This window comes from Mycobacterium sp. 48b (assembly GCF_048282725.1).
Classification (GTDB): Bacteria; Actinomycetota; Actinomycetes; order Mycobacteriales; family Mycobacteriaceae; genus Mycobacterium.
Window position 1 is genome coordinate 660353 of record NZ_JBLVUL010000001.1, and the last position, 24059, is coordinate 684411.

A 24059-nucleotide genomic window follows, 5' to 3' on the forward strand; every position below is an offset into this window, starting at 1 on the left:
GCCCCATCGCGTGGTGTCAGCCCTGTTCAGCCCCCGTGTACGCGGCCGCGGTGCGGTCCGCCGCGCCGCGCGCCCGGGCCGGATCCTCGCCGGCCGCCAGGTCGGCCTGGTACCAGAGCTCGCTGGCTGCAGTCATGAACGCGCGTCCCTCCTCGCCGGCCGCCCAGGCCGCGCCCTCTTCCGGCGTGATGCGGTCGCCGCCACCGAGGTAACCGGCAAGTCCGAGAAGTGCGGAGTCCCAACCGACTCCGACCGCCCCGGGGCCGAACTGCAGCCAGAATTCGTCGTCGTCGCCGGAGTGCATGATGTGGTCCAGCGTGAAGGTGGACCGATCCTCGCCCGCGGCCGTGATGGTGACCTCGACCCAGCTGGTGGCGCCCATGGCCTCCCAGGTGGTCGTGAACGACCGGGGCGGATCACAGCTCAGCACCTCGCCGGACGCGTTACCTTCCAGCTGGAAACGTCCGCCCACCTGCAGATCGCCGGTGATCGGCAGGAACCAGCGGGGGATCCGCTCGATGCTGGTGCAGGCGTCCCACAGATCGGCGGCGTCGGTGTCGTAGGTCTGGCTGACGCTCACCACACGCGCCTCGCGGGCTTCGAACGTCTTGCGGCCCACACTGCGGCGGACTTCGTTGAGCTGGTGTTGGACGTCGATCACTGGGAAGCCTCCTTGTTCGTGGTTCTTCTTCGTTCCCGCTTGCCGCGCGCGATCTCGGTCGCCAGTGCATCCAGGTGCGGCGTCCAGTTGCGCCGGAACTGCTCCAGCCACTGGTCGACCTCGCGCAGCGGCGCGGAGTCGACGCTGTACAGCCGGCGGGTGCCTTCTGCGCGCACGCTGGCGAAACCGTTGTCCCGCAACACCTTGAGGTGTTGGGACACCGCAGGCTGGCTGATCTCGAACTCGGCCCGGATCACCTCGGTGATGGCGCCGGATGACATTTCGCCCATGTGGATGAGTTCCAAGATCCGCCTGCGCACCGGATCTCCGAGGATGTCGAAGGCGTGCACGTGACCAGACTAGAAGTTCTTACTTATATAAGTCAAGGATGATAATCACCGTGGGCCGGCCTGCGCGATGACCATGGCCTGGGCCGTGGGCTCGTCCAGCTGCGCCTGACGCGCGCGCCTGGTGGTCGCGTACACGGTGAATCCCGACGCTTCCAGCGCTGCGCAGACCGTGCCGAGGTCGTGACGCAGAAAGGTCAACGCCACGTCCCGGCCGAAGGCGTGGTCGTAGACCGCCGTCTCACCGTCGGTCTGGAATCCCAGCAGCAACCACCCCGCATCGGTCAGGACCCGGCGGAACGCGGCGAACAGGTCAGGCAATGCCTCGGCGGGTGTGTGGATGATCGAGTACCAGGCGCACACCGCATCGAAGGTTCCCTCGTCATAGGGGAGGCCGAGCATGTCGGCGGTCTGAAACCGCACTCCGGGCCACCGCTGCCTGGCGAGGGCGATCATCGCGGCCGAGCCGTCGACCCCCTCGGTCTGCAGTCCACAGTCGGCAAGCTCGGCGGCGGCCTCGCCGGGGCCGCAGCCCACATCGAGGGCTCTGGTGCCGCCGGACCGCACCGCCAGATCCGCGAAGGACCGCAGGATCGCGCGGTCGAAGGGCCGGGATTCGAACTCGCCGGCGAACGCCCGGGCGTACTCGTCGGCGATCAAGTCGTACTGCTCATATGCCGGGCCACCCACCGGGCCAACTCTAGGGGCCGATGCCGGAAGCCCAGCTCAGGCTGCACGGTAAGGTTCCGCAGGTGAGCACGTCAGCCGAGCATGCCGCGCGCCTGCGCGGTGGTCTGGTCGGCGCGTGCTCGGCGCTCACCGCAACGGTCGCACACACCGCGGCCGGCGGGATGGCCCCGACGAGCAGCCCGTTGATCGTGCTGTTGCTGCTGTGCGCGGCGCTCGGCGCCGCTGTGGGCGGTCTGAACCCGCAGACGCGCCTGGTCAAGACCGGTCTGCTCATCGCGGGCCTGGGCGCCGGGCAGTTACTCGGTCACTTCGCGCTGGCGATGTCCGGCGGGCATCATCACGCAGCGTCGCTTCTCACCGCACCCATGCTCGGCATGCACGTCGCGGCGGCGGTGGGTCTCGGTCTGGTGATCGGCATGGCCGAGTACCTGTACGTGGTCTGTGCCTCGGTGCTGTCCTGGTTGCGGATCTTTGCCACCGCCCGGATCCGGCCGCCGGTCCGCGAGCTCTGGTGGCCTTCGAATGTGGTTGTGGCGCGGCCTGTCCTGCTGCATGCCGGTCTGGGAATGCGGGCACCTCCGGTGGGGTCCGGCACGGGCGTCTGACGCCCCTCTTCGCCTGAGCCCGTCGATCACCGACGGGCTGTCACCCGTTTGGTGTGCCCGCGCGTGCGCACCTTCCCACGTTCCTTTCAGCGAAAGCACTGCCATGACCACGACCCCCGACGATCAGCTACGCGAAAAATCGCCTCCCCCCGTCAAATCCAACTCCATCCGCCCCCTTCTGGTGCGGCTGCACTTCTACGCCGGCCTCTTCGTCGGGCCGTTCATCCTGATCGCGGCGATCACCGGTCTGCTCTACGCGCTGATCCCGCAGATCGACACATTCGTCTACCGGCATGAGCTGACCGTCGAGCACGTCGGGGCCGAGCGACTGCCGCTGGCCGACCAGCTCGCCGCGGCGCGCCACGCCCATCCCGAAGGCACGGTGGAGAGCATCCGCCCGCCCGTGGCCCCCGACGAGACCACCCAGATCCGGCTGCTGGTGGACCCCGCCTTCAAGGACATTCCGCCGGACTATTCGCGCACGGTGTTCGTCGACCCGTACACCGGTGCGGTGCGTGGGGCGCTGACCACCTACGGGCAGTGGATGCCGATGCGGGCCTGGTTCGACGAGCTGCACCGCAACCTGCATCTGGGGGCATTCGGCCGCAACTACAGCGAGTTGGCCGCCAGCTGGATGTGGGTGATCGCACTGGCCGGGCTCGCGCTGTGGGTCATGCGGCGCCGGGAGAACCGCACGGTGCGCGATCTGGTCCTGCCCGACCGGTCGGCATCCGGCCGCCGGCGCACCCTGTCCTGGCACGGCGCGGTCGGCGTCTGGATCGTGGCGGTGCTGTTGGCCCTGTCGGTGTCGGGTATCACCTGGTCGCGTTATGCGGGGGAGACGGTCAACGGTATCCAGGCGCAGCTGAACACCACGGCGCCTGCAGTGGACACGTCGTTGTCCGGGGCTGCGGCCGCCCAGGCGGCACACCACGGTGCGCATGGCGGCCAGTCCGAGCTGCGCGGCGCGGACACCGTACTGCGCACTGCCGAGCAGGCCGGGCTGCGCGGACCGATGTGGATGTACCCGCCGACCGAAGCGGGCCAGGCGTGGAAGGTGGCCGAGCGCAAACGCGATTGGCCGTCCCGTGCCGACGAGATCGCGGTCGACCCGGAAACGGGGGCAGTAACCGACCGGGTGAACTTCGCGCAATGGCCGCTGCTGGCCAAGCTCACCGATTGGACGATCGACGCCCACATGGGTCTGCTGTTCGGCATCGCCAACCAGATCGTGCTGGCACTCACCATGATCGGGTTGATCAGTGTCATCGTGCGTGGCTACCGGATGTGGTGGCAGCGCAGGCCCACGCGCGGTTCGGCCTGGGCGGTCGGGCGCCCGCCGCTGCGGGGAGCCCTCCGCGAGTTGCCGCCGTGGGGCAGCGTGGCCGTGGTTGTCGTCGCAGCCGTCATCGGCTGGGCCCTGCCGTTGTTCGGGTTGAGCCTGCTGGCCTTTCTGCTGATCGACGTCGCGGTGGCGTGGTGGAAAGGACGATCAAATGTCTAGGGTCGCAGCTGTTCTGACGGCGACCGCGTTGAGCTTGGCAGTAGGCCTTGCCGCCTGTACCGAGAGCCATCACGAGGAAAAGATGGCCGAGACGGTCCAGGTGAGTGAGCAATGGGCCGGTGCGGCTGACGCGGGCACGACCGCGGTCTTCGGCACCCTCACCAACACGGGGCACCACGATGTGCGCATCGTCTCGGCGACCTCCCCGGCGGCCGGCACGGTGGAACTGCACGAGGTGGTCAGCGATGGGAGCGGGTCGAAAACCATGCGGCCCAAGGACGGTGGGCTCAGCATCGCGGCCGGGGGTACCCATGAACTGGTCCCCGGCGGAGACCACGTGATGCTGATGGACCTGAAGGCGCCGCTGCAGCCCGGCGCCGATGTCCCGGTCTCGCTGGTGTTCGAGGACGGATCGTCGCTCCCGGTTACGGCCCAGGTGCGGGATTTCGCCGGTGGCAACGAGAACTATGCGCCGTCGTCCCCGCACGGACATGGCTGAGGCCGAGCCGTCCCGCCCGGCGGTCAACCGGCGGCGCCTCTTCGCCGGGGGTGCCGCCGCGCTGGCTGCCGGCGCCATGCTGAACCAGTCCGGCGCGGCCAATTCCGCCACCGTGAAGAACGGTTTCGGGGTCGACGTGGAACCGTTCTACGGACCGCATCAGGCTGGGGTCGCCACCGCGCCGCAGTCCCACGGGCTGTTCGTGGCCTTCGATCTCGACCACGGCGGAAAGCCCGGCATGCGGCGCTCGGAGCGGGAAACCGTCGCGGCGATCCTGAGGTTGTGGACGGCTGACGCCGCCCGCTTGACGCGCGGTGCGCCCGCGTTGGCCGACACCGAACCCGAACTCGCCACCCGCCCAGCCAGATTGACCATCACGGTCGGTCTGGGAATCGGACTGCTCGGCCGGGTCGGGCCTGCGGGATCCTTGCCGCGGTCGGCTCGTGAGTTGCCGGTGTTCGACGTGGACCAGCTCCATCACAGGTGGTCCGGCGGTGATCTGTTGCTGCAGATCTGTGCCGACGATCCGGTGACGGTGGCCCATGCCAACCGGGTGCTGACCAAGAACGTGCGGTCCATGGCCACCCCGCGCTGGCGGCAGGCCGGGTTCCGCAACGCCCGCGGCGCCGACGCGAGCGGCACCACCATGCGCAACCTGATGGGACAGGTCGACGGCACCGCGAACCTGACCGCCGCCGACTTCGACGATCTGGTCTGGATGTCCGGCGCGGTGCACCCGGGCCTGGTCGGCGGCACGTTGATGATCGTCCGGCGCATCGCCATGCACCTGGACACCTGGGACGAGCTGGACCGCCCGAGCAAGGAGTTCGCCGTCGGACGCACCCTGGACTCCGGCGCACCGCTGACCGGCACCCGGGAGACGGATGAACCGAATTTCTCCTTGCTGCACAATGGAATTCCGGTCATCCCGCAGAACTCGCACGTTGCGCTGGCACACCACCGCGGTACGCGAGAGCGCTTTCTGCGCAGGCCCTACAACTACGACGATCCGCCCGAACCCGGTCAGACGTCCAACACGGGGTTGATCTTCGCGACGTTCCAACGCGATATCGACGAGCAGTTCCTGCCGGTGCAGCGCCGCCTCGCCCAGTTCGACGCGCTCAACCAGTGGACCACGGCGGTCGGGTCGTCGGTGTTCGTGGTGCCCGGCGGGGTGCGGACCCCGGACGGCCACCTGGGGCGGGAGCTGTTCGGCTGAACTAGGCCACCGGATGCAGGCTGAGCAGCAGGCGCACCAGCTCAACCTGGCGGTGCGTGTCGGTCTTGTCGAATATCCGGTGCAGGTGGGTACGCACCGTGGTGATCGATACCGACAGGTCCTCGGCGATGTGTTTGGGGTCGGCGCCCTGGGCTACGCGCAGTGCGATGTCGGCCTCGGTACGGGTCAGGTGGTACAGGCGTCGCAGGAGTTCCGTGCTGGGTTCGGGCTCGTGGTCGGGGTCGATCAGTATCAGCAGGGCCCGTCGCCGGTCCGGCTCCTCGAGTCGGTGCAGCGGCAGCACGTGGAGGATGAAGGGCCTTGCGTCCGAGGGTCTTTGGACCGTGAACGAGAAACCACCGCGAATGTTGTCGGTGGTGCCGGTCAGGGCCGAGTTGAGGGCGCGGTTGAGGGTCCGGTTGGCCGCGGCGCCGGCGGCCGTGATGCGACCGGCGGCGACCTGAAGGCCGTCGTCGCCGCGCAGGGCCTTCTCGGCGGCGGCGTTGAGGTTGAGCACCTGCCCGTTCGGTCCCACCACGACGATGCCGTGGTCCACCGAATCGAGGGCAGCGTGCAGGTCGGCGTCCTCATGGGCGAAGTCGTCGAGCGCCCCTTGCGCGCGCAGGGCCTGTTGCAGGTGCGGGACCAGGCCGCTGAACTGCCGGATCCGCTCCCTTGACCCGAACGGTTCGGACGTCACCGCGGAGTGCAGCAGGAAGCAGGCCGGGCGCGTACCCCGGGACAGCCGGATGAACAGGCCGTCCTCCAATTCGTTGGGGTGCAGCCAATCTGAGTAGAACTCCGAGTGGCGAATCGGGACGATCAGCTCTGTCCCGGTGCGGACGGTACCCACCGCACCCTTCTCCACGGCGGCCATCGGCGCGTCGAGTCGGTGGTAGTACGCGGCATAGCCGGCGGCCGCGCCAGTGGGGAGGATCGAGTTCTGGATCGACCAGACCGACTTCTCGGAAGTGAGCAACGCGCCGCCGTTGCCGCCGATGGTGCGGTGGATGTCGCGGATCGTGGACTCCCAGTGCTGGGGAGCGATCGCAGCGGCGTAGATGCCGGCTACGAGGCGCGAGAATCCTTCGACCGTGAACATGTCACGGTTCCCGATTCGTTCGTCGTCGAATACATGGTCGTCGCCTGAGGCCAGAATAATCCAGATCAATGTCAACCGGATGGATGATGTGTCGACGCGAGCGGGGTGGTTTCCTGCGGGTACCAGCCAGCGAAGGGGGCCAGCCATGTTCCCGTTCACCCCGTCACAACCGATGGAGGTTGCCCATCAGCCGTGGCATCTGCCGATCGACGGTCATGACCACGGCCGCCATCCCTTTGAATGCGCATCACGGTTGATCTATTTCGAGTGGTCGGAGATGGCACGAGAAATGGACCGGCTCTGAGCTGACGGTTGCTCTGCGCACAGTTCGCACTGCTGATCTACTCTCGCGGTATGACCGATCACGACAAAGCCGCGGCCCGGCGCGAAATTGCCGACGCTCTGCTCAACGCCCTCAACCGGCGCCACGAAGTGCTCGACGTGATCGTGGACGCCGACGATCGCACAGCGGCCGTCGACGCGGTTGCCGGCCTGCTCGGCACCTCTCATGTCGCGGCCGAAGCCGTGGTGGGGTTGTCGTTCGCGCAGATCACCAAGGATTCGCGACGCGCGATCGCCGCGGAGCTCGACGACCTGAACAGCCAGCTCAGCTTCACGGTGTCGGAACGCCCGGCGGCCTCGGGCGAATCCCTGGATTTGCGGCCGTTCGCCGCTGACACCGACCGCGATATCTTCGTCGCCCGAACCAGTGACGTCGGTACCTCCGGCGACGGGTCGGGCGCTGCCGCCGCCGATGTCGACGACGAGATCCGCGCGGCCCTCGGCCGGGTCGACGCCGAGGAGGCCGCCTGGTTCGTCGCGTTGGAGGGCGACCAGAAGGTCGGCATGGTGTTCGGCGAACTGAGCCACGGTGAGGTCAACGTCCGGATCTGGATCCACCCGGACTTCCGCAAACGCGGCTACGGCACCGCCGCCCTGCGCAAGTGCCGCTCGGAGATGGCGACGTACTTTCCCGCGGTGCCGATGGTGGTGCGGGCGCCGGGCGCCGTTCCCGGGGCGTAGCGCACCGGCCTTCAGCCGGACGGGCCGCGCAGGCTCGCGACGATGATGCGGGCCAGGGCCTCGGCGCGTCCGCGCGGATAGTTCCGTCCCTCGGACAGGATCGGGTAGACGACGCCGCCGAGCAGGGCGTCGGCGGCTGCGGACGCGAGGTCGGCATCGACGTGCTCGGCCAGCAGCCGGTTGCGCACGGAATCGACCAGCGGTCGGCTGAATCCGGCACGCAGTCGCGCGGCGGTGTCCTCGTGTTCGAGGGAGGCCGCCGTCAGGATGCGCAGCATGGCGTTGCCGCGCTTTGAGGTCAGGGCCGAGGCCAGGGTTCCGGCCCAGGAGGCCAGGTCCGCGGCCACATCGCCGGTGTGGGGCATCGTGGCCAGGATCTTGTCGGCGTCCTCCAGCAGGACATCGGCGACCAGTGCGGGCCGGCTCGGCCACCAGCGGTAGATGGTCTGCTTGCCGACTCCGGCGCGTGCGGCGACGGCCTCGATGCTCAGGCCGTCAAAGCCCCGTTCCAGCAGTAGCGCGCGGGTGGCCTCGATGATGGCCACCCGCGACTTCTCGCTGCGTCGCCGCGGCGGCGTCACCTCATCGGTAGTGGGGATCATCGGTATGTCCTCGTCGGTCCTCTGCACGGATCTTTACACGGCAAGCTACCCGCCGTAGTCTCCCACAAGACGAGACGTAGCGTCTCGTGAATATCGGAGAACGACGGACGCAAGGGCGCATGGCAACAAAGAAACTGGTCATCGGGGCCAGCGGATTCCTCGGTTCGCACGTCGCCAGGCGACTGGTCGAGCGTGGCGAGGACGTACGGGTGCTCATCCGCACCACCAGCTCCACCCGCGGGATCGACGACCTCGACGTGGAGCGGGTCTACGGCGACATCTTCGACGCCGATTCCGTGCGCGCCGCGATGGACGACTGTGATGTCGTGTACTACTGCGTCGTCGACGCCCGGGCCTGGCTGAGCGACCCGGCGCCGCTGTGGAAGACCAACATCGAAGGGCTGCAAGAGGTCCTGGACGTCGCCGTCGAGGCGGGGCTGAGCAAGTTCGTCTTCACCAGTTCGATCGCCACCATCGGTATCGCCGAATCCGGGCTTGCCACCGAGGATCTGCCGCACAACTGGCTCGACGTGGGCGGCGACTACGTACACACCCGAGTGCTGGCCGAACAGATGGTGCTGCGGTACGCCCGTGAGCACGGGTTGCCCGCGGTGGCGATGTGTGTGTCCAACACCTACGGCCCCGGCGACTGGCTGCCGACGCCGCACGGCGGCCTGGTCGCCGCCGCGGTGCGAGGCAGGATGCCGTTCTACGTCAACGGAGCGGCCGCCGAGACCGTGGGCATCGCCGATGCCGCCGAGGCATTGATCCTGGCCGGCGAGCGGGGTCGGGTCGGTGAACGCTACATCGTGTCCGAACGTTTCATGACAGCCCGGGAGATCTACCGAACCGCCTGTGCTGCTGTTGATGTGGAGCCGCCTCGGCGCGGCGTACCGGTCCGTCTACTGGCAGCCGCGGGCGCGATCGTCGATCCGCTGGCCCGGCTGCGCAAGAAGGAGAATCAGCTCAGCCCACTGACCGTGCGCCTGATGCACGTGATGTCGCCGATGGATCACGGCAAGGCGGTCCGCGAACTCGGATGGCAGCCGCGACCGACGACCGAGGCCATCGCCGAGGGCGCGCGGTTCTTCGTCTCCGGTCTGTTCGCGTCCAGGCGGCGCGCATGACCACGCACATCTCCATCGCACTGACACCCGAACAACAACAGCTGGGCAACGCCGTCGGGCAGTTCGCGGGCCGGCATGCACCGATCGACACGACCCGGGAAGTGCTCGACCACCTCGCTGACGGGCATCTGCCGTCGTGGTGGAGTGCCTTGGTGGACAACGGATTTCATGCCGTACACCTGCCAGAAGCGGTGGGCGGGCAGGGCGGCGGCCTGCAAGACATGGCCTGCGTGCTGGAAGCGGCGGGATCTGCACTGCTGCCCGGTCCGCTGCTCACCACGGCGATCGCCGGGGCCGCCCTGGCCTCGCGGCCGAGCCCCGCTGCCGAGACGTTGCTCAAGGAGATTGCCGCCGGTGGCACGGCCGTCGTGGTGCCGAGCGAACGGTCCGACATCGCGGGCCGCCGCGACGGCGACGGTTGGCGTCTCACCGGTTCGACCGGCCTGACCCTGGGGATGTGCTCGGCGCAGTGCGTCGTGGTGCCCTTCGCCGACGAGACGGGTGCGCTGCTCTGGGCGTCGCTGAATCCTGCCGAGGGCCAGGTCGAGTCGCGCCGCGGCACCGACCTGACCACGGATCTGGGTCTCCTGCGGCTGCGCGATCAGGCGGTGCCCGCCGCCGCCGTCCTGACCGGGCTGGATGCCGACCTGGTCACCGGGCTGACCGTTGCGTTCACCGCGTCGGTGGCGGCAGGCATCACCCAGTGGTGCGTGGACACCGTCACCGAACATCTGCGCACCCGTGAACAATTCGGCAAACCGATCGGCACGTTCCAGGCGCTGCAACACAAGGCGGCGATGCTGCTGGTGAACAGCGCACTGGCGACGGCAGCGGCCTGGGACGCGGTGCGGGCCCTCGATGGGTCCACGGACACCGACCAACACCGGCTGACCACCTGCTCGGCCGCGGTGAGAGCGGTCATGCCGGTTCCCGGCCTGGTGCTCGAGGCGCTCACCATGCTCGGGGCGATCGGATTCACCTGGGAACACGACCTGCACCTGTACTGGCGCCGGGCGACCAGCCTGGCGGCCTCGATCGGTCCGGTGTCGCGCTGGACCCGCAGGCTAGGTGAACTGTCGGCCACCGTGACGCGCGACGTGACGGTGAACCTCGGTGAGTCCGACGCCGATTTCCGGGCCCGGGTCGGCGAAATTCTGGACCGTGCGCTCACCCTGTCCGACAACGGTTTCGGACGCCAAGGTGACTACCCGGAGTTCGCGATCGGGGCGCGCCGTACGTTGCTGGCCGACGCGGGATTGATCGCCCCGCACTGGGCCTCGCCGTGGGGATGTGACGCCACCGTGCGCCAGCAGCTCATCGTGGACGAGGAGTTCGGCAGGCGATCAGGCCTGGTGCGGCCGTCCGTCGGCATCGCCGAATGGATTCTCCCCAGTGTCATGGCGGCCGGATCCCCTGAATTGCAAGAACGTTTCGTGCCCACCACCCTGCGCGGGGAACTGTCCTGGTGCCAGCTGTTCAGCGAGCCAGGTGCCGGGTCTGACCTGGCGTCGCTGAGCACCCGGGCCGCGCGCGTCGAGGGCGGATGGCGGATCAACGGACACAAGATCTGGACCTCGCTGGCGCATCGGGCCGATTTCGGCGCGCTGCTGGCCCGTACCGATCCGACCGCCCCCAAGCACCGGGGCATCGGCTATTTCATCCTCGACATGCGTTCGCCCGGTGTCGAGTTCCGGCAGATCACCCAGTCCAGCGGGCGCGCCGAGTTCAACGAGGTGTTTCTCACCGACGTCTTCATTCCCGACGAGATGGTGCTCGGCGACCCGGCCTCGGGCTGGCAGTTGGCCATCAGCACCATGGCCCACGAGCGCGTGGCGATCAGCGGCTACGTCAACATCGACCGGATGGGTGCGCTGCGTGAGCTGGTTGGGACGAGCCCCGATCCCGACCCGGTGTTGCACGCCATCGGCGAGATCGACGCCTACACAAACGCCCTCAAGGCGCTGGGGGTACGGGAGACCTTGCGTCTGCTCGACGGGCAGGCCCCGGGGCCGGCATCCAGCATCGCCAAGGTGGCCACCAACGTGATGTTGCGCCGGGCGGCCGAACTCACTCTGGGTCTGACCGGGCCACTGGCCCTCGAACAGGACAGCCAACCCGCCGTGGTGGCACCGTACCTGGACCTGCCCGCCGAACTGATCGGCGGCGGCACCACCGAGATCCAGCTCAACATCATCGCCCAGATGATTCTGGGTCTACCCCGAAAGTAAGGAGACGACATTGGGATCGCGTAGGGGACTACAGGGCGATGCCGCGATCGTCGGCTACGTCGAGCTGCCGCCGGAGAAGATGAACAAGGCGTCGCCGGCGCCGTTCACCCTGGAGCAGTGGGCGCTATTGGCCGCCGCGGCCCTGGAGGATGCCGGCCTGTCGGCCGAGCAGGTGGACGGCATCGTCACCTCGCACTTGGGCGAGTCGGAGATCTTCGTACCGTCCACCGTGGCCGAATACCTGGGTGTACGAGCGAACTTCGCGGAGTTGCTGGATCTCGGTGGCGCCAGCGCGGCCGGCATGGTGTGGCGGGCGGCCGCCGCGATCGAACTCGGCCTGTGCGACGTGGTGCTGTGCGCCCTACCTGCTCGTTACATCACCGCGAGCTCGGAACTGAAGCCGAAGACGCTGACCGACGCGGTGTTCTTCGGCTCGTCGAGCAACCAATTCGGTTCACCGCAGGCCGAATTCGAGATTCCCTATGGCAACCTCGGCCAGAACGGCCCGTACGGGCAGGTGGCCCAGCGCTACGCCTACGAGTACGGCTACGACGAGCGGGCGATGGCCAAGATCGTGGTGGACCAGAGGGTCAACGCCAACCACACCGACGGCGCCATCTGGAAAGACACCCCGCTGACCGTCGAGGACGTGTTGGCCAGCCCGGTGATCGCCGACCCGCTGCACATGCTGGAGATCGTGATGCCGTGCGTCGGCGGGGCTGCCGTCGTCGTGGCCAGCGCCGAGGTTGCCGCCCGAGCCCGCAACCGTCCGGTGTGGGTCAAGGGTTTTGGTGAGCACGTGCCGTTCAAGACCCCCACCTACGCCGAGGATCTGCTGGATACGCCGATCCGGAAGGCGGCGGACACCGCGTTCGGGATGACCGGGCTGACCCGCGATCAGATGGACATGGTGTCGATCTACGACTGCTACACCATCACGGTGCTGCTCAGCCTGGAGGACGCCGGGTTCTGCGAGAAGGGCAAGGGCATGTCCTTCGTGTCCGATCACGACCTGACCTTCCGCGGCGATTTCCCGATGAACACCGCAGGCGGCCAACTCGGTTTCGGGCAAGCAGGTTTGGCTGGGGGCATGCACCACGTGTGCGATGCCACCCGACAGATCATGGGCCGAGCGGGTGCGGCCCAGGTCGCTGATTGCAACCGAGCGTTCGTCTCCGGCAACGGCGGCATCCTGTCCGAGCAAACCACCCTGATCCTGGAAGGCGAGTGACACCGATGACCGGATTCGCCCGGCCGATGCCGGTGAAAACCCCTACCAGCGCACCGTTCTGGGACGCCCTCGCCGAGCACCGCATCGTCATCCAGTACTCCCCGTCGACGCAGGCCTACGTGTTCTATCCACGTGTGCTGGCGCCCCGCACCCTGGCCGGTGACCTCGAGTGGCGGGAGATCTCCGGGATGGGCACGCTGTACTCGTTCACCGTTGCCCGCCGCCCCGTCGGCCCGCATTTCGCCGACGCGGTTCCGCAGATGCCGGCAATCGTGGAATGGGATGAGGGGCCACGGTTCTCCACCGAGATCGTCGATGTCGCACCGGAAGAACTCAGCGTCGGTATGCGGGTGAAGCCAGTGTTCTCCGACTATCCCGACGCATTTGCTGGGACTGGTGCGACACTGCTGCGTTACACGCGGGCTTGATCACATCACTTGGCAGGAGGCTCACAGGAGAGGAGTATGGAGTCATGCTAACCATACGAAAACTCATGGGGTCAGTGTTCGTAGCGGGAGCCGCAGCGGTGATTGCAGCAGGGCCTGCCGCCGCTCTCATCACCGATGCACCTGCTTCGACGACGACATTCAGTGCCCAGCCCAGTGGCGGCGGTGACGCCGGCGGTGGCGGTGGCTGCGACAGCGGGCCCGGCTGGAACGGCTGTGGCGGCTGGAACCCGGCCCAGGGTGGCTGGGGCCACGGTTGCCTCAACGGTATCTGCGGTGGCTGGGACGGCCAGCGCGGTTGGGGCAACTGACACCCCGATGGGCGTCATCCCGGCATGAATCCGCCGGGATGACCGCCCCGTCATGACCACGCACTGGACGCCCGGTCGTCTCGGCGACCTCACCGGCACCCGAATCATCGTGACCGGGGCGACCAATGGGGTCGGCCTCGGGACCGCCAGGGCGTTGGCGTGCGCCGGTGCGCACGTGATCCTCGCGGTCCGCAACACCGCGCTGGGTGCGCAGCGCTCGGCCGAGATCGGCGGATCCACCGAGGTGATCGAACTCGATCTCGCGGATCTGTCCTCGGTGCGCGGCTTTCCCGAGCGCCTCGACGGCGATGTCGACGTCCTGATCAACAACGCCGGTGCGCTCACCGAGCATCGAGCCGAGACCGTCGACGGCTTCGAGATGACCATCGGCACAAACCTTCTGGGGCCGTTCGCGCTGACCAATCTGCTGTTCGGCCGGGTCCGGCGACAGATCGTCAACGTCGGCTCGGAAGCGCACAAGTCGGCGACGCTGCGGTTGGACGACATGCACCTGCGCCACCACAAATGGACCGTGATGGGTGCCTACGGCCGGTCGAAGCTGGCCGTGATGTTGTGGGGCCTTGAGCTCGACCGGCGTTTGCGGGCCGCCAAATCACCGGTGATCACCCAACTCACGCATCCGGGCTGGGTGGCGTCCAACCTGCCGAACGTCTCCGACAAACCGTTGATGACCATCGTGCAGCGGGGCGTCAAGGCGGTGGCCGATGTCTTCGCCAACGACGTCGACGCCGGGGCCGCGCCGACGCTGTACTGCCTGAGTGAGCCGATCCCGCCCGGAAGCTATGTCGGGGTCGACGGCAGATTCGGACTGCGCGGCGGACCGGTATTGATCGGACGCTCAGCGGTGGCCTGCGACTACGAAATCGCGGCAGGCGTGGTCGAATTCGCCGAGCGGGAGACCGGCACGGTCATTCCGGTCTAGCCGGCCTGGGCAGCGGTCAGGGCCTGGACCGCCGGGCCGAACATGCCCTGCTTGATCGCGCCCAGGGTGCCGGAGTCCTTGCCGCTCAACGGGCGCAGCAGATCGGTGGCCGTCGTGGTCACCGAGCCCTCCGGCGCGGTGCCGTCGACCAGCCCATACGCCTTGGCATCGACGCCGCCGAACCGGCGGCCCGTGGTCATGGACGCGACGGCCGCCTGCGGGGTCAGCTTGGCCTGGATCAGCGCGGCCATGCCGGGGGTGAACGGGATCCGGATGTCGACCTCGGGGAAACAGAAGTAGCCGCGGTCGTCACGCATCACCCGGAAGTCGTGGGCGATGGCGAGCATCGCGCCCGCGCCGAAGGCGTGGCCGACCACCGCGGCGGCCGTCGGGATCGGCAGCGTCAGCATGCGCGCCAACAGCCCCTGCACCCGGCCGACATACCAGTCACCCTGATCGCTGTGGGCGCCAAGCCAATCCAGATCCAGGCCGTTGGAATAGAACTTGCTGTCCGCCGTCGTCACCAGGCCGTGTGCACCCTTGGCGAGGACCGTGTCGAGTTGCGCATCGACCTCGTCGAGGAATTCAGGGGAGAACCGGTTCTCGTCGTCGCCGAGATCGAGGATGGCGATGTCGCCGTCGTAGTCAAGGTTTGTGGCCATGGGATTCCTTCTTTCGGGGGTTGGAAGCAGGTCCTACCGCCAGCACGGCCGCCACGGCCGCATTGAGGTGATCGCGGGCGGTGGGGTTGTCGAGGCGGTTGCGGTGCAGCAGGACGGCCGTGGGCAGGTCCACGATGCACGTCGTCACGGTGTCCACGGCGGACCGGTCGCGCCGGTCCCACGCGGCCAGCGCGAGTTCGATTATCAAGTCCACCAACTGCTTTTCCAGCTCCTGCGCCTGCTCGGCCAGTTCGGCGGGCAGATCGTGGCCCAGCACCTGCTCACGCCGGACCTGCAGAAGAAGACGTGCAGAGGCCGGGTGACGCTCGGCGAAGAACACCGGCGCGTAGGCGGCCGCGGCGATCCCGGCGATGCCCGGTTGGGCTGCCTCGACCAGTTCGCGCTGCAGGACCAGGAACCGCCGCCCGGCACGGAGCCAGACCTGGCCGAGCAGGCCTGCCCGCGACCCGAACGAGTGATACAGCGCGCCGTTGGACAGTCCGACCGCATCGCTGATCGCCCGGATGGTCACCGACGCCGGTCCTGAGTGCACGGCCAGGGCCTCCGCGGCATCGAGGACCGCATCCGGGTCGTAGACGCGAGGACGTGGCACCCGGTCACAGTAACAGAGCAAGTGCTCTGTTACTAACGAAGCGGTTGACGAGCGGTAAGGTGACCCTTAGTTTGTGGGGGTAACTTTCCTGTGGAGGTAGTCGTGGCCGGATCCGGTGTCCCCGCGCGCGTAGCGCGCGTGGGTGGGCGCCCACCGCTCATCGCGGTGTCCGACATCGTCGCCGCGGGACGCGACCTCGGCATGCGCAACCTGAGCATCAACGCGGTGGCCGCCCGGCTCGGGGTTTCGGCCACCGCGCTCTACCGGCATATCAGCGGGCGATGGGAGCTCGAACGCCTGGTCGGAGAAAGTCTGCTGGCAGAGCTCGAATTCGTCGACGATCCGGCCCGATCTGTCGAAGACCACCTGCTGGCCTTCGGGGTCAGCCTGCACCGGTTCACCCTGAGCAATCCGGGCCTGGCCACCTACATGCAGGTGTTGTTCCCGCGCGGGGAGGCCGGCGCCCGGCTGCTGACCGACGAGATCGCCGCACTGGGCAGGCGGGGCTACCCGGCCGAGGGCGCGGCGCTGCTCAGCAGTTCGGTGGCTGTGCTCGCCATCGGGCTGGCGGCCCAGCACGAACTCAAGGCTGAGGCCAGCGGCGGCGAGGAATTCGTCGTGGAACGCGATGCCGCCGCCCAACGCCTGGCCGGTGACGCCGCGCTGGGCCCGGTGCACACCGCGGGCATGCAGCTGAGCAGCCCGCAGTATCTGGAACTTCTGATGAACGCACTGATCCGGGGGCTGCTGACGTCCGTGGCACCCGGCAGGCCGATTACCGACATCGTGGCGGATCTGACCGCCGGGGGAGGGGACCGCTGATGGCACGCGGATTTCAGGGTGTGATGATGCGCGGGTTCGGCGCGCGCGATCACCAGGCAACGGTTGTGGAGACCACGTACCTGACGCCGAACATGCTGCGCCTGCGGCTGGTGTCGCCGACGGTGTTCGAGGACGCCGTGGCCGAGCCGACGTCGTACCTGCGCTTCTGGGTTCCCGATCCTGACGGCTCGAAGACCGAGTTCCAGCGCGGCTACACCATGTCCGAGATGGACCCGGAGACCGGGCATTTCGCCGTGGACGTGGTGCTGCACGAACCGTCGGGCCCGGCCTCGAAGTGGGCCAGGGGCGCCAAGCCCGGCGACACCATCCCGGTGATGGCCCTGGGCTCGACGGGGTTCACCGTGCCCGACGATCTGCCTGCCGGGTACCTGCTGATCGGTGACGCGGCGGCCATCCCCGCCATCAACGGGATCATCGGCGCTCTGCCACAGGACATCTCGATCGAGGCCTATCTCGAGAAGCACGACGAGAATGATCTGCTGATCCCGATCGCCGAACACCCACGGCTGCGGGTGCACTGGATCGAACGCCGCGACACGACGTCGCTGGCCGCCGCCATCGAGGCCCGGGACTGGTCGGACTGGTACTGCTGGGTGACGCCGGAAGCCGGCTCGTTGAAGCATCTGCGTACGCGGTTGAAGGACGAGTTCGGCTTTCCCAAATCCGAGCTGCACGCCCAGGCCTACTGGACCGAGGGCCGGGCGATGGGCACCGACCGCACCGAAGCCGAGGCCGAAACCGAAGCCAAGGCTGAGCCAGAAACCGCCGCGCCCGAAGCTGTTCCCGCACCGGCTGCCGTCACGCCTGCCCGCGGCACCTGGCGGGCCCAGGGTGCGGGACGCCTGTTGTCCCCGCTGAAAACCCCGCTGATCGTCTCGGGTGTGCTGCAGGCGGTCATCACCCTGATCCAGCTGGCCCCGTTCGTGCTGCTGGTCGAGCTCGCCCGACTGCTGTTGGCCGGCGCAGAGGAATCCCGGGTGTGGACACTGGGATTGACCGCGGTCTGGCTGCTGGGGCTCGGCGCACTGCTGGGCGCCGGGCTCACTCTGTGGCTGCACCGCCTCGACGCGCAGTTCGCCCGTGAGCTGCGGACCCGGCTGCTGACCAAGATGTCGCGGCTCCCGCTGGGCTGGTTCACCGCGCGCGGGTCGGGCTCGATCAAACAACTCGTGCAGGACGACACCCTGTCGCTGCACTATCTGGTGACCCATGCGATCCCGGATGCCGTGGCCGCGGTGGTCGCCCCGGTGGCCGTCCTGGTCTACCTGTTCACCGTCGACTGGCGGCTGGCGCTGGTCCTGTTCATCCCGGTGCTCACCTATCTGGTGCTGATGTCGGTGATGACCATCCAGTCCGGTGCCAAGATCGGTCAGGCGCAACGCTGGGCCGACCGGATGAGCGGGGAGGCCGGCGCCTATCTCGAAGGCCAGCCCGTCGTCCGGGTGTTCGGCGGTGCCGCGTCATCGAGTTTCCGCCGCCGCCTCGACGAGTACATCGGCTTCCTGGTCGGCTGGCAGCGACCCTTCACCGGCAAGAAGTCGTTGATGGACCTGGTCACCCGGCCCGGCACTTTCCTGTGGCTGATCGCCGCCGTCGGCACCCCGATGATCATCGGTGGTTCGATGGCCCCGGTCGACCTGATGCCGTTCCTGTTGCTGGGCACAACCTTCGGTGTCCGGCTGCTCGGGGTGGGCTACGGGCTGGGCGGTATCCGAGGCGGCATGCTGGCCGCGCGGCGCATCCAGAACGCCCTCGACGAGGCGGACCTGGCGTTGCTAGAGCACGCCGGCGAGCCGGCAGCTGCGGGGGCGGTGGTGTTCGACGGCGTGACCTTCGGCTACCGGCCGAGCGTCCCGGTGATCAAGGACGTGTCACTGACCCTGCGCCCGGGCACCGTGACCGCGCTGGTCGGCCCGTCGGGGTCGGGAAAGTCCACGCTCGCCGCGCTTCTCGCGCGCTTCCACGACGTCGACACCGGGTCGATCCGGTTGGACGGCAAAGACATCCGGTCGTTGTCCGCCGACGAGTTGTACCGCCGCGTCGGTTTCGTACTGCAGGAAACCCAGCTCGTGGCGGGAACCGTCGCCGAGAACATCGCGCTGGCCGACCCGGAGGCCGACCCCGCACGGATCGAGCAGGCTGCGCGGGACGCTCAGATCCACGAACGTGTGCTGCGGCTTCCCGAGGGGTATCAGACGGTGCTCGGTGCGTCGTCGGCGTTGTCCGGCGGTGAACGGCAGCGGCTCACCATCGCCAGGGCCATCCTGGCCGACACCCCGGTGCTGATCCTGGACGAGGCCACGGCCTTCGCCGATCCGGAATCGGAATACCTTGTGCAGCAGGCACTCAACCGGCTGACCAAGGACCGGACCGTTCTGGTCATCGCCCACCGGCTGCACACCATCACCCACGCCGACCAGATCGTGGTCCTCGACGGCGGCAGCATCGCCGAAACCGGCACGCACGAAGAACTGCTGGCGGCAGGCGGGCGCTACCACCAGCTCTGGCAGACCGGACAGGCGCTGCACCCCGGCGACGCCGTCACGGCAGGAGAGGCCACCCGATGATCCGCACCCTGATCGCCCTCATCCCGGCCGACCGCCGTGGCAAGGTCGGCATCTACGCCGCGCTCACACTGGTTTCCGTGGTGATCCGTGCGGCAGGCACGGTGCTGCTGATTCCCCTCGTGGCAGCGTTGTTCAGCGATGCGCCACGCGATGCGCTGCCGTGGCTCGGCTGGCTCACCGCCGCGACGGTCATCGGCTGGATCGTCGACACCGCGACCTCGCGGCTCGGATTCAACCTCGGCTTCGCGCTGTTGGACCACACTCAGCACGACGTGGCGGACCGGCTGCCCGGAATCCGGATGGACTGGCTGGGCGGCGACGGCGGCGCCAACACCGCCAATGCCCGCCAGGCGATCGCGGCCACCGGACCGGAACTGGTCGGCATGGTGGTCAACCTGCTCACCCCGTTGATCGGGGCGGTTCTGTTGCCGGCGGCCATTGCGCTTGCGCTGCTGTTCATCTCGGTACCGCTCGGGCTGGCCGCGCTGGCCGGCGTGGTGATTCTGCTCGGGGCGTTCTGGGCCTCGGGCCGGCTGAGCCGCAAGGCCGATGCGGTGGCCGACGAGACGAACCGCGCATTCACCGAACGCATCATCGAGTTCGCCCGCACCCAGCAGGCACTGCGCGCGGCCCGGCGGGTGGAGCCGGCGCGCAGCATGGTCGGCGACGCGTTGGCGGCGCAGCACGGCGCCAGCATGCGACTGCTGCTGATGCAGGTGCCCGGGCAGCTGCTGTTCAGCCTGGCCAGCCAGCTGGCCCTGCTGATCCTGGCCGGGATGGCCACCTTCCTGACCGTGCGCGGCACGCTCGGTGTGCCCGAGGCGATCGCGATGATCGTCGTCGCCGCGCGCTATCTCGAGCCGTTCACGTCACTGTCGGAGCTGGCTCCCGCGATCGAAACCACCCGGGCCACGCTCGACCGGATCCGGGCCGTGCTCGACGCCCCGGTGATGGTCACCGGCACTGCCACGTTGACCACGGACACCGCGCCGCGGATCGAATTCTCCGGTGTGACTTTCGGTTACGGAGACACCCCGGTGCTGCAGGATGTCAGTTTCGTGCTGGAGCCCGGCGGCACCACCGCGATCGTCGGGCCGTCCGGCTCGGGCAAGAGCACGATCCTCTCGCTCATCGCGGGGTTGCATCAGCCGAACGCCGGGCGGGTGTTGATCGACGGCGTCGACACCGCCGAGATGGACGCTGAAACCCGCAGGGCGGCAACCAGTGTGGTGTTCCAGCATCCCTATCTGTTCGACGGGACCATCCGGGAGAACATTCTGGTGGGCGATCCGGGAGCCGATGCCGAGCGACTCGCCACCGCAGCGCGGCTGGCTCGCGTGGACGAGCTGACCGGCCGGTTGCCCGAGGGGGACGGCGCCAGGGTCGGTGAAGCAGGCACGGCACTGTCCGGCGGTGAGCGGCAACGGGTCAGTATCGCCCGCGCGCTGGTCAAACCGGCGCCCGTGCTGCTGGTGGACGAGGCGACCAGCGCACTGGACACCGAGAACGAGGCCGCGGTGGTCGACGCCCTGACCGCCGACGAGCGGTCACGGACCCGGGTCATCGTCGCGCACCGGCTGGCCAGTATCCGGCACGCGGACCGGGTGCTGTTCCTCGACAGTGGACAGATCGTGGAAGACGGCAGCATCGATGAGCTGCGGGCGGCCCACGGACGCTTTGACGAGTTCTGGAACCAGCAGCGCGAGGCAGCGGACTGGCAGATCACGCATTAGGTCGCGGCACGACCGCTCGCTGAGACTAGCCGATCGGATAGTTGAACTGAACCTACTGTAACCATTACAGTTGGGCGTCCCAGAATGGCATCGGGGCAGGTTGCCTATCCGGCCGGAGGTCATGTTGACGACGTCTCAGGTGGTGTTCGACCCGTTCTCGGCGGACTTCTTCAACGGTCCGTACGAGACGTATCGGCGCATGCGGGAGGAAGCCCCCGTCTACTACAGCGCCGAATACGACTTCTACGCGCTGACCAGGCATGTGGATGTGGCCTCGGCGTTCAAGGACTTCGAGACGTACTCGTCGGCCTACGGGGTCGACCTGGCCATGGTGCGGACCGGACAGAAGGTCCCGGCCAAGATGATCATCTCGATGGACCCGCCCGAGCACCGGCACATGCGCAGCCTGGTCAACAAGGTGTTCACGCCCAGGGCGATCGGTGCACTGCAGGACATGGTGGCGCAGCAGATCGACGGCTACCTCGAGGGCGTCGGTCCAGAGGAATTCGATGTCGTCGCCGACTTCTCGGCGTACTTCCCGGTCGAGGTCATCACCACGATGCTCGGGGTCCCCGCGGAGCTACGCCAGCAGGTGCGGCTGTGGATCGACGAGCAACTGCACCGGGAGCCGGGTCAGATCGAGGTGTCGGAGGCCGGCGTCGAGGCGATGGCCCAGACCTGGCTGATGTACTACGACCTGATCAAACAGCGCCGGGCCGAACCCCGTGACGACATGATCAGCCGGTTGATCTCCGCCGAGATCGAGCGTGAGGACGGCGAGCTGAGCCGGCTGCGCAATTCCGAGATCGCCGGATTCGCCACCCTTCTGGGCGGTGCCGGAGCGGAGACGGTGACCAAGTTGGTCGGCGCGGCCGTGGTGATGTTCGCCCGTCACCCCGAACAGTGGCAGCGCCTGCGCGAGGACCGCAGCAAGATCCCGGCGGCGATCGAGGAACTGCTTCGCTACGAGGCCCCGGCCCAGTACAACGTGCGCCGCTCACAGCGGGAGATCCACCTGCACGGCATGACGATCCCCGAGGGCAAGCCGGTGTTCCTCGTCGGCGGCTCGGCCAACCGTGACCCCGATGCGTGGACGGACCCCGACACCTTCGACATCGACCGGGACCGTACGGAGGCCCAGAACCTCGGATTCGGATATGGGATCCACAGCTGCCTCGGCGCGGCGCTGGCCCGGTTGGAGTGCAGCATCGCCCTGGACAGACTTCTCGACTTCATGCCCCGCTACGAGGTGGCCTGGGACCGGTGCGAACGGGTGAGCATGCAGAACGTCGCCGGATGGGCGCATGTTCCGGTGCGGGTGCTGCGATGAAAGGCGAGAAGAACTGCGGCGCAGTGGGATACCGCATGCACGTGATGGCCCGCGATGCCGCGGAACTGGCGGTCAATGCCGGAGGGCTGATCGTCGACCGGATGATGAGCGGTTGGCGGGTCAGCGTGCAGCTCCTCGAGAGCGCCGACGCGCCGGGTGACACTCGGCCGGTCCAGATTCTCGGCGCCGAGCTCGTCGATGCGGCGGCATCGCCCGGGCTCCCGGACGAGGAACAGTGTGTCCTGGTGATGGGTGCCGACGCGTACGCGCGCGCGATTTCCGGTGACGGCCAACAGCTTCCGGCCGGCTACGCGGAGGCTCTGCTCTGGGGCGAATCGCCGGATCCGAGTCACCTGTTCGGGCACAGCCTGAGTGCGGCTGCGCGGGCATTCAAAACCCTGGCCGTCACCGCTGCCTGCATCTCGGCCGACGAGGTGTCCGCCGCCGAGGCGTTCACGTCGATGAACGCACAGGGCGGCGGCGTACCTCTGCGGGCCTGACAGGTCAGGCCTTGGTGAGCTGCTTCTGCTCGTAGAGCCGGGCCCATTCCGCGCGCGGGCGGATCGAGGTGTCGACATCAGTGGCCTTGGCGCGCAGCGCGCCGACGTTGGCCTGATCACGCGCGGTGTGCTTGAACGGATCCCAGCTGAAGAACCGTGCCGAGTTCTCCCAGGTGATCTTGTTGATGTCGGAATCGCTTGCGCCCGCGTCATTCAGCTCGGCCAGCACCTGCTCGGGCGCATCGGGCCAGAAGCAGTCGCTGTGCGGGTAGTCGCACTCCCAGGCGATGTTGTCGATGCCGATCTCGTGGCGCAGCTTCAGCGAGGTCTTGTCGGTCACGTAGCAGGCCAGCGAGTGCTCGCGGAACACGTCGGACGGCAGCTTGTCGCCGAAGTCGCGGCGCAGCCACTTCTGGTTGGTGTAGTGCCGGTCGCTGCGGTCCAGATAGAAAGGAATCCAACCGATTCCGCCCTCGGAGAAGGCGAACTTGAGGTCGGGGTAGTTGCGCATCGCGGGTCCCCACAGCAGGTCCTGGGCGCACATCGCCGAAACCTGGGTGGCCAGGATGATCAGGTTGTCGATAGGGGCGTCCTTGGCCATCGAGATGGCGCCGAAGCCGGTGCCGATGTGCAGGCACATCACCACGTTCTCCTCGGACAGGGTCTGCCACACCGGGCCCCAGTAGTCCTCGTCGAAGTAGCTCGGAAGACCTTCCAGGTGCGGCAGTTCCGGCATCGTGACGGCCCGGCAGCCCTTGGCGGCGACGCGGCGGATCTCGCGGCACATGGCCTCGGGGTTCCAGGTCGGCAGGATCGCGATCGGGACGAACCGGCCCGGGTACGACCCGGCCCACTCGTCGATGTGCCAGTCGTTGTACGCCGACACCATCACCAGCGTCGCCTCTTCACGGTGCATGTTGAGGTGACGCGCGGAGAAGCCGGTGAAGGTCGGGAAGCACATCGAGGCCAGGATGCCGTTGCGGTCCATGTCGCGGACCCGCTCGTGCACGTCGTACACGCCGGGGCGCATCTCGGCGAACCCCGCCGGATCACGGCCCCACTCCTCGGCCGGCCAGGACACCACGGCGTTCAGGCCGGACACACCCTGCGGGCGGCCCTGATACATCCACTGATCGACGCCCTTGTCGTCGGTGACGACGATGGGTGCCTCGGGCTTGTACTTGGCCGGGACATGGTTGAGGAACATGTCGGGCGGCTCGACGACGTGGTCGTCGATGCTGATCAGGATCAGGTCGTCGGTCTGCATGATTCA

General features: G+C 68.0%; 24 protein-coding genes. 16 read left to right on the forward strand and 8 right to left on the reverse strand.

Annotated elements, in window-relative coordinates; all coding sequences use genetic code 11:
* Positions 1-16: 16 nt before the first annotated feature.
* The 3 genes from ACNQR1_RS03065 to ACNQR1_RS03075 are packed head-to-tail and all read right to left on the reverse strand — an operon-like array spanning position 17 to position 1698.
* Positions 17-661 carry an SRPBCC domain-containing protein gene (locus ACNQR1_RS03065; RefSeq protein WP_418043901.1) on the reverse strand — a complete coding sequence of 215 codons (645 nt, stop codon included), beginning with the start codon at positions 659-661 and terminating at the stop codon, positions 17-19.
* The gene (locus tag ACNQR1_RS03070; RefSeq protein WP_418043903.1) at positions 658-1011 is read right to left on the reverse strand and encodes an ArsR/SmtB family transcription factor; all 354 of its coding nucleotides are present in this window, start codon (positions 1009-1011) and stop codon (positions 658-660) included. The genes ACNQR1_RS03065 and ACNQR1_RS03070 overlap by 4 nt, the downstream gene beginning before the upstream one ends.
* A gap of 45 nt (positions 1012-1056) precedes the next feature.
* Complete coding sequence (locus ACNQR1_RS03075; protein ID WP_418043905.1) at positions 1057-1698, reverse strand: class I SAM-dependent DNA methyltransferase; 642 nt, start codon at positions 1696-1698, stop codon at positions 1057-1059.
* Between the two features lie 62 nt (positions 1699-1760).
* Between ACNQR1_RS03075 and ACNQR1_RS03080 the strand changes: the two genes are divergently transcribed.
* The 4 genes from ACNQR1_RS03080 (at position 1761) to ACNQR1_RS03095 (ending at position 5525) form a co-directional block, all read left to right on the forward strand.
* Positions 1761-2303, forward strand: coding sequence for a hypothetical protein (locus ACNQR1_RS03080; RefSeq protein ID WP_418043907.1), 543 nt, complete (start codon positions 1761-1763; stop codon positions 2301-2303).
* Between the two features lie 103 nt (positions 2304-2406).
* Positions 2407-3807, forward strand: a complete 1401-nt coding sequence (locus ACNQR1_RS03085) for a PepSY-associated TM helix domain-containing protein (protein ID WP_418043909.1) — start codon at positions 2407-2409, stop codon at positions 3805-3807.
* Positions 3800-4306, forward strand: coding sequence for a copper chaperone PCu(A)C (locus ACNQR1_RS03090; RefSeq protein WP_418043911.1), 507 nt, complete (start codon positions 3800-3802; stop codon positions 4304-4306). The genes ACNQR1_RS03085 and ACNQR1_RS03090 overlap by 8 nt, the downstream gene beginning before the upstream one ends.
* Entirely contained in the window at positions 4299-5525 is a 1227-nt protein-coding gene (locus ACNQR1_RS03095; protein WP_418043913.1) for a Dyp-type peroxidase, read from the forward strand. The genes ACNQR1_RS03090 and ACNQR1_RS03095 overlap by 8 nt, the downstream gene beginning before the upstream one ends.
* A gap of 1 nt (position 5526) precedes the next feature.
* On the opposite strand, the gene ACNQR1_RS03100 is transcribed toward ACNQR1_RS03095, so the two are convergent.
* Positions 5527-6702 (reverse strand): helix-turn-helix transcriptional regulator, encoded by a 1176-nt coding sequence (locus ACNQR1_RS03100; RefSeq protein ID WP_418043915.1) that lies wholly within the window; start codon positions 6700-6702, stop codon positions 5527-5529.
* 279 nt (positions 6703-6981) lie between these two features.
* Here ACNQR1_RS03100 and ACNQR1_RS03105 point away from each other — a divergent pair, with 279 nt between their 5' ends.
* Entirely contained in the window at positions 6982-7650 is a 669-nt protein-coding gene (locus tag ACNQR1_RS03105) for a GNAT family N-acetyltransferase (protein WP_418043917.1), read from the forward strand.
* Between the two features lie 11 nt (positions 7651-7661).
* Here the strand turns inward: ACNQR1_RS03105 and ACNQR1_RS03110 are convergent, their stop codons facing one another.
* On the reverse strand, positions 7662-8252 hold the full coding sequence (locus ACNQR1_RS03110; protein ID WP_418043919.1) for a TetR/AcrR family transcriptional regulator: 591 nt from the start codon (positions 8250-8252) through the stop codon (positions 7662-7664).
* A gap of 119 nt (positions 8253-8371) precedes the next feature.
* Here ACNQR1_RS03110 and ACNQR1_RS03115 point away from each other — a divergent pair, with 119 nt between their 5' ends.
* The 6 genes from ACNQR1_RS03115 (at position 8372) to ACNQR1_RS03140 (ending at position 14538) form a co-directional block, all read left to right on the forward strand.
* Positions 8372-9379: an NAD-dependent epimerase/dehydratase family protein gene (locus tag ACNQR1_RS03115; RefSeq protein WP_418043921.1), complete on the forward strand. Its 1008-nt coding sequence runs from the start codon at positions 8372-8374 to the stop codon at positions 9377-9379.
* On the forward strand, positions 9376-11607 hold the full coding sequence (locus tag ACNQR1_RS03120; RefSeq protein WP_418043923.1) for an acyl-CoA dehydrogenase: 2232 nt from the start codon (positions 9376-9378) through the stop codon (positions 11605-11607). Before ACNQR1_RS03115 ends, ACNQR1_RS03120 begins: the two co-directional genes overlap by 4 nt.
* Positions 11608-11686: 79 nt before the next feature.
* The gene (locus ACNQR1_RS03125; RefSeq protein ID WP_418050257.1) at positions 11687-12838 is read left to right on the forward strand and encodes a thiolase family protein; all 1152 of its coding nucleotides are present in this window, start codon (positions 11687-11689) and stop codon (positions 12836-12838) included.
* 5 nt (positions 12839-12843) lie between these two features.
* Positions 12844-13266 carry a Zn-ribbon domain-containing OB-fold protein gene (locus tag ACNQR1_RS03130; RefSeq protein WP_418043925.1) on the forward strand — a complete coding sequence of 141 codons (423 nt, stop codon included), beginning with the start codon at positions 12844-12846 and terminating at the stop codon, positions 13264-13266.
* 44 nt (positions 13267-13310) lie between these two features.
* Positions 13311-13595, forward strand: coding sequence for a hypothetical protein (locus ACNQR1_RS03135; RefSeq protein WP_418043927.1), 285 nt, complete (start codon positions 13311-13313; stop codon positions 13593-13595).
* Positions 13596-13647: 52 nt separating this feature from the next.
* Entirely contained in the window at positions 13648-14538 is an 891-nt protein-coding gene (locus ACNQR1_RS03140; RefSeq protein ID WP_418043929.1) for an SDR family NAD(P)-dependent oxidoreductase, read from the forward strand.
* On the opposite strand, the gene ACNQR1_RS03145 is transcribed toward ACNQR1_RS03140, so the two are convergent.
* Both ACNQR1_RS03145 and ACNQR1_RS03150 read right to left on the reverse strand, forming a co-directional pair.
* A complete protein-coding gene (locus ACNQR1_RS03145) occupies positions 14535-15200 on the reverse strand; it encodes an enoyl-CoA hydratase-related protein (RefSeq protein WP_418043931.1) in 666 nt (221 codons plus the stop codon). The genes ACNQR1_RS03140 and ACNQR1_RS03145 overlap by 4 nt on opposite strands.
* Positions 15184-15813, reverse strand: coding sequence for a TetR/AcrR family transcriptional regulator (locus ACNQR1_RS03150; RefSeq protein ID WP_418043933.1), 630 nt, complete (start codon positions 15811-15813; stop codon positions 15184-15186). Before ACNQR1_RS03150 ends, ACNQR1_RS03145 begins: the two co-directional genes overlap by 17 nt.
* Positions 15814-15915: 102 nt before the next feature.
* Here ACNQR1_RS03150 and ACNQR1_RS03155 point away from each other — a divergent pair, with 102 nt between their 5' ends.
* The 5 genes from ACNQR1_RS03155 (at position 15916) to ACNQR1_RS03175 (ending at position 22786) form a co-directional block, all read left to right on the forward strand.
* Positions 15916-16635: a TetR/AcrR family transcriptional regulator gene (locus tag ACNQR1_RS03155; protein WP_418043935.1), complete on the forward strand. Its 720-nt coding sequence runs from the start codon at positions 15916-15918 to the stop codon at positions 16633-16635.
* Positions 16635-19223: an ABC transporter ATP-binding protein/permease gene (locus ACNQR1_RS03160; protein ID WP_418043937.1), complete on the forward strand. Its 2589-nt coding sequence runs from the start codon at positions 16635-16637 to the stop codon at positions 19221-19223. The genes ACNQR1_RS03155 and ACNQR1_RS03160 overlap by 1 nt, the downstream gene beginning before the upstream one ends.
* A complete protein-coding gene (locus ACNQR1_RS03165; RefSeq protein ID WP_418043939.1) occupies positions 19220-20956 on the forward strand; it encodes an ABC transporter ATP-binding protein in 1737 nt (578 codons plus the stop codon). The genes ACNQR1_RS03160 and ACNQR1_RS03165 overlap by 4 nt, the downstream gene beginning before the upstream one ends.
* A gap of 121 nt (positions 20957-21077) precedes the next feature.
* Positions 21078-22286 (forward strand): cytochrome P450, encoded by a 1209-nt coding sequence (locus ACNQR1_RS03170; protein WP_418043941.1) that lies wholly within the window; start codon positions 21078-21080, stop codon positions 22284-22286.
* A complete protein-coding gene (locus ACNQR1_RS03175; protein ID WP_418043943.1) occupies positions 22283-22786 on the forward strand; it encodes a hypothetical protein in 504 nt (167 codons plus the stop codon). Before ACNQR1_RS03170 ends, ACNQR1_RS03175 begins: the two co-directional genes overlap by 4 nt.
* 4 nt (positions 22787-22790) lie before the next feature.
* Here the strand turns inward: ACNQR1_RS03175 and ACNQR1_RS03180 are convergent, their stop codons facing one another.
* Complete coding sequence (locus ACNQR1_RS03180) at positions 22791-24053, reverse strand: amidohydrolase family protein (protein ID WP_418043945.1); 1263 nt, start codon at positions 24051-24053, stop codon at positions 22791-22793.
* Between the last annotated feature and the right edge of the window lie 6 nt (positions 24054-24059).